Consider the following 5448-nt stretch of genomic DNA (forward strand, 5'->3'; position numbering starts at 1 on the left):
GTAGTAATAATTTTAGTTCCGTCTGGAGAAAATACCGCAGAGGTAAGACCGCAATGATAATCCTTTATATGTACATGCCAACAGCTATCCTGATTTAGAGTTGTGATCAAATTCCCATCGTTATCCCATAATTTCGCAGTTTTGTCCCGTGAAGCGGTGAGAATTGTCTGACCATCTGGGGAAAAGACAGCAGAATTAACCTGGCACTGACCGTTGCGGACGCAATCGTGCCCTCGTAAGGTATTGACCAAATTGCCTTACAAGGTGGGTAAGGACAAATTATCAAGTTTCGAGTATAGTTTAATCGGGGAAATATAGCTCTTCCGTACTTTACTCTCCTCCGGATACTTTATCAAGGCAACTTTCCAACAGGTCGAGCATCTGTGTTAGCCATTTTCTAGCACTTTCTTCAGTTTCAAAATGGCGATTGGCATAGTCACCCACATCTTTCCAGGGAAAGGAGGGAGAAGCCAAAGCAACCCGTCCTTCGGCAATTATGGTACGATGCCACTTGGCAAGTTCTGGATTGTTGCAGCCAAGAACTACCTCTTCATCACTTTTACCTTCAAAATCAGCTTCAGCAAACTCCCCAGCAAGAAAACTGTAGAGATTTTCGTAGTTAGCTTTTTGGCTCATGGGTAGATTTTTGGTGTATAGTTAATTGCTAATGTTGAGTAATGACTGAAAATTGGAGAATTAGAGACTGAAGATTAAATAAATACAAGATCTTATAGTTTAAGCAAGGGTCACTCTAAACTATAAAATCTACACTATAAAATATACAATCCCCTGAGCAGTTATCTAGCGGGATATGACGTAAGAAGTAAGCAATCTCCTTTTGCTGTTTTTTTCATAACCGCACGCAACTTTATACTATTAGAAATATTGCTCAGAGAAGGAGGACGGCTAGCCACACGACCAACTACTTCCCTAGCCCTATAGTTAACAGCTCGCTTCTCACCTCTAGCAGCATCAAGAACCCAACTATTTAATCTATTCCGGTTGGCTCTCAAAGCAGCTTGAATATTAGTGGCAGCAGTTCCCAAATCGCTATAGGTGCTAGCTGCGCTGATTCTGGGAGCATTAATTAATCGGTCTACTAGTTGTTGATCACTTTTACCAACATGGCGATCAATAGTGTGACCACCAAGGTACTCCTGTCGTTGTAACCAGTTCGAGGAAAAATTACTCGGCACGCATTGCGCAGAAGCTGATTGAGTGAAGTATAAACTCTGTACAAGAGTCAAAACAGCCAATAGTCCAGCACTCTTGGCTAGGGATTGTTTCCAATGGGTAAGCATCTTAAATAATGTCTGTTTTTACCTACTATTCCCAGCAGCTTTTTGATTGTAACATCCTGAGCGACTGCATCAAGACAATGAAAGGAGGTTCAATGGGCGACTGACTGTATTAGGGATGAGCTCATTGCCCTCAAAGCTGTATAGAGTAAAATTTTGATGAATATATTAATTTTGGTTAAGTCAACCTATGTCTAATCAAGAAATTCGGCCAGAAGCGCAACCGTTAATCGATCGCTCTATAGAGGAGAAAACTAAGGACTTTTTGGAGATAGGGAGAATTGCTGGTCTTAATACAACATCCGATTGTGCAGGTGCTGATCTCAGCGGTGCTAATTTGAGTAGTGTTAACCTCAGTCGTGTCAATTTGAGTGGTACTAACCTCAGATGTGCTATCCTGGGGGATATCAACTTGAGTAAGGTCAATCTGAGTGATGCCAAATTAGAGAAAGCCCGGTTGGTAAATAATGTAGGATTTTCTGAATAAATGAAGCTTGAATTGAAGGAAATGGTAGGAATTTTTGAAGATGCCAATGATAATAATGGTTTGACAATTCTGAATCGTTAAATACAAGGTAATAGAGAATAAGGCAAGAGGGCATAGGCAAAAGGCAAAAGGCAAGAGGAACCCACCCCTAACCCCTCCCAGGAGGGGAAGGCAAGAGGCAAAAGGCAAGAGGCAAAAGGCAAAATTTAATAAAGTATATAGGTATTTTGGGTAACTCTTCCCGATTCCCGATTCCCGATTCCCTAACCCCTCCTGGGAGGGGTTAGGGGTGGGTTCCGATTCCCGATTCCCGATTCCCGATTCCCGATTCCCTTTTTTTATCAATCCTAGGTTTACATTTAAAATAATATTATGTCTGAATTTACTCCAGAAGAATGGGGTGAAATCCGAGAAACTTTGGCTGACGATCCCACTAAGTATGGATTGCCTAAACGGGAATATGGCTCGGTGGTGTTGGGGTCATTTAATATCCGAAAACTGGGGGCGGTAACTAACCGCAGTCCTCAAACCTGGGATTTTTTGGCTCATGTGTGTAAGCACTTTGACTTGCTGGCTGTCCAAGAAATCATGGATGACCTGAGTGGTTTCCAGGAGTTGAAGGGGCGGATGGGGTCAGAGTTTGGTATGATTGTGTCTGATCGAACTGGGGTGTTTCCTAATGAACCAGGATTAGGGGAAAGACTGGGATTTATATATAATTTGTCGATGGTTAAGCGGGGTGAAGTGGTCTCAGATATTTCTTTTGACCGTACTAAGGTGTTAGAAACCTTGGCTCGTAACTATGATCAGATCAATCAGGCTATTTTACCTTATGTTGAATATCTAAGGGAACTGGATCAGTGGAACTCAAATCAGTTAGGGAAACGCCCGAAGAAGCCGAATGTTAAGATGCCAGTATTTCTAACCTTTGCTCGCCAACCGTTCTGTGTGAGTTTTAGAATTGTTGGTCATCCTGGTACTAACCCCTATGAGTTGATGGCGGTTAATGCTCATCTGTATTTTGGTGACTATATCTCAGATCGCCGTCAGGAATTTGATGCACTGATGGCATGGATATTAGGACGGTTTATCCAACAGGATAGAGCCTATTATCCCAATTTTATCTTATTAGGGGATCTGAATCTAGATTTTGATAATCCTACTACAGACCGTGACCGGATTGAAAAGCATATCAAGATGTTTAATGCTAAGGTGAGAGGGGAAGCAAATGTTAATTTTCCGTTCTTAGATCCCCATCCACAGACAAACCAAGTCTTGCGCACTAATGCTAGATTTACGGAAACCTTTGACCAAATTGGTTTGTTTAATTGGGATCAGCGTCTTCCTACTTATAAGGAACATTCCTCTATGGGTGAAAACCCACGAGGACCGGATTATGGTGTTTTTAATTTTGTTGAATTGTTTAGTGATGCCTTATACAACCGAGGGGTTAGTGAGTTATCAGTATCCCAGAAGAAGGCATTTTTTCGACGGTTTGAACATGAGGTAAGTGACCATTTACCGTTGTGGTTACGACTCCCGTTGCCGGATTGAAGTTGCTGATCATTTCGCTAGTTTGCTTAATCAATTCTTTTAAACAGCAGATTGTATCTTCGGCAAACTGCCCTTTGGTGAGTTCAGGGGTAATGTTAATGGCAAAATCAACAATATGACTAGCGATTTCTGGGGGTAAATCACCAACTAGGTCTGGATTATCTATCAGTGAATCCCGTCTGTTGTTATGGTAGGTCATGATTATTGGATTATTTGCTTGTGTTACTAAGCTAATTAAGAGTATACTATAGGAAAACCGTATTTTTAACTAAGTTAGGGAACGGGGATTGGGGAAGTTTGGGGAGATAGGGAGATAGGGAGATGGGGAGATAGGGAGATAGGGAGTATTGAAACAAGCGATTCGGCGTTCGCGCAGCTTGGCCTACGGCCACAGCCGACGCTACGCGAACGCATTTACCAAACTCTTCACTTCAATGGTTACCCATTAGTCATTGTTGCTATTTACAATAGCGCTATATTTGACACGGGGAAATAAGGATAGCGCTAGGGGATGAGATGCGATCGCACAAACCCATAACAATAGCGCTAGAGGATGAGATGCGATCGCACAAACCCATAACAATAGCGCTAGAGGATGAGATGCGATCGCATGATTGGGGCGATGGACAAAATTTTGATGACTAAGATGACTAGAAATTTGCCATTATCCTAGCTATTAAGGGTTGAGTATTAACGGTCAACGGTCAACACTCAACCCTTAACACTCAACCGTCAACTTTCAACTTTCAACTTTTAACTTTCAACTCCCAAAACTCTTCTAAGCGTTTTGAGAGGATCCCTTCTTTTTTCCCAGCAGCAAGCTAGCACCAAGCACACTTAACCCTAAAATAGTAGCAGGCTCGGGAACTTTACCCACTTTAGCGTAAGTGACACTACCTTCTCCAGAACCGAGAAAGAAATCACCATAGGTAAAGAAGTCACCTCCTATGCGGTCATTGTCTTCGTCACGGATTTCAAAGGGAAAATCGAAAACGAAGAAATTGGGAGCAAAATTCAATCCCAAAAGCTCCCCATCCTGAAAATCAACGTAGGGACCTACAGGAAACAAGAAATCATCTTCTTCAGTGTAGGTGACATCATTAAAGTCGAAGACTACCGATAGGTCATCGCTCCGAGAGTTGAATCTTTCGAATCCGCTGTCAAATTGGAAGGTGTCATCATAGGTAAAATACCCCTGATAAGAGTTGCCAGCCAAATCCCCTGTCTCTACATCTACGGTAAAATCATATTTGATAGTTGCAGCAGAGACAGGTTGGGTTGGCATTACAGCTAGACCCAAAGCCACACTAGCGGCTGCCAAAACCCCTGATTTATGGAAGATATCAGCCATTATAAAATTCTCCTTGTTTCAACCTGGTAGAGCGTCTTGAATCAAGCGCTAGTCTTTTAAAACTCGTAAGCATTCAGCCGTCAGCGGTCAGCCGTGAGCCTAAAGCTCACGCTGCTTGAGGTGCTTATTTTATTCAAAAGCAACTCAAGTAGCTTGGCCACAAGCCTTTGGCTGATAGCTGATAGCTGATAGCTGATAGCTGATAGCTGATAGCTGATAGCTGATAGCTGATAGCTGATAGCTGATAGCTGATAGCTGATAGCTGATAGCTTACTAAAACTCTATTAGTCTATCTTTAAATAAAGAGGTTAATATTAGTTTAATTTTCAACAAATTCATGATTAGTTTAAGAGCTGACAGTAGACTTTCACAAAAAATTGAGATACTAGTAATTTATTAACTTATTCTTAACTTAAAATTAACTTTTTGTTGGACTTACTTTCATGATTTACTCCTAAACTATTTAGCGCTGCTCATACAAAGTTGGACAAAACTGTGTCTTTACCGTCGCTCCCAATGGCGACCTATTCCTCTGTGAAGATGGTTCAGCAAAGCCAATTCATCGTGGGAGTTACTCAGTAAGGTCAGCTCTACAAGTTCGGTGCTAACCATTCAGCTTATGTCCTATGGGCACGCTACTTGAGGTGCCATCAGCTATCAGCCATCAGCCAATACGCTACAGATGGTGCTACTTGAGGTGCTATCAGCTAATGCGCTATGGGCACGCTACTTGAGGTGCTATCAGCTAATGCGCTACG

At 42.1% G+C, this 5448-nt stretch carries 8 protein-coding genes; 3 read left to right on the forward strand and 5 right to left on the reverse strand.

The window, feature by feature from the left end; genetic code table 11:
* From F6K38_RS34300 to F6K38_RS34310, 3 genes are all read right to left on the reverse strand, one after another.
* A partial coding sequence (locus tag F6K38_RS34300; RefSeq protein ID WP_287359569.1) for a hypothetical protein occupies nucleotides 1–251 on the reverse strand: 251 nt, incomplete at its 3' end.
* A gap of 79 nt (nucleotides 252–330) precedes the next feature.
* On the reverse strand, nucleotides 331–636 hold the full coding sequence (locus F6K38_RS34305) for a hypothetical protein (RefSeq protein ID WP_008182394.1): 306 nt from the start codon (nucleotides 634–636) through the stop codon (nucleotides 331–333).
* A gap of 161 nt (nucleotides 637–797) precedes the next feature.
* On the reverse strand, nucleotides 798–1301 hold the full coding sequence (locus tag F6K38_RS34310) for an RNase A-like domain-containing protein (RefSeq protein WP_287253863.1): 504 nt from the start codon (nucleotides 1299–1301) through the stop codon (nucleotides 798–800).
* Between the two features lie 187 nt (nucleotides 1302–1488).
* Here F6K38_RS34310 and F6K38_RS34315 point away from each other — a divergent pair, with 187 nt between their 5' ends.
* Nucleotides 1489–1785, forward strand: a complete 297-nt coding sequence (locus F6K38_RS34315) for a pentapeptide repeat-containing protein (protein ID WP_008182397.1) — start codon at nucleotides 1489–1491, stop codon at nucleotides 1783–1785.
* Here the strand turns inward: F6K38_RS34315 and F6K38_RS34320 are convergent.
* Nucleotides 1741–2130 carry a hypothetical protein gene (locus tag F6K38_RS34320; RefSeq protein ID WP_287359572.1) on the reverse strand — a complete coding sequence of 130 codons (390 nt, stop codon included), beginning with the start codon at nucleotides 2128–2130 and terminating at the stop codon, nucleotides 1741–1743. The two genes, F6K38_RS34315 and F6K38_RS34320, sit on opposite strands and share 45 nt — an antisense overlap.
* A gap of 27 nt (nucleotides 2131–2157) precedes the next feature.
* Here F6K38_RS34320 and F6K38_RS34325 point away from each other — a divergent pair, with 27 nt between their 5' ends.
* Nucleotides 2158–3339, forward strand: coding sequence for an exonuclease/endonuclease/phosphatase family protein (locus tag F6K38_RS34325; protein WP_287359575.1), 1182 nt, complete (start codon nucleotides 2158–2160; stop codon nucleotides 3337–3339).
* Nucleotides 3340–3855: 516 nt separating this feature from the next.
* Nucleotides 3856–3984, forward strand: coding sequence for a hypothetical protein (locus F6K38_RS34330; protein WP_267872016.1), 129 nt, complete (start codon nucleotides 3856–3858; stop codon nucleotides 3982–3984).
* A gap of 133 nt (nucleotides 3985–4117) precedes the next feature.
* Here the strand turns inward: F6K38_RS34330 and F6K38_RS34335 are convergent, their stop codons facing one another.
* A complete protein-coding gene (locus F6K38_RS34335) occupies nucleotides 4118–4690 on the reverse strand; it encodes a PEP-CTERM sorting domain-containing protein (protein WP_287359577.1) in 573 nt (190 codons plus the stop codon).
* Nucleotides 4691–5448 lie beyond the last annotated feature (758 nt).

This window comes from Moorena sp. SIO3B2 (assembly GCF_010692525.1).
In the GTDB taxonomy this organism is placed as follows: Bacteria; Cyanobacteriota; Cyanobacteriia; order Cyanobacteriales; family Coleofasciculaceae; genus Moorena; species Moorena producens.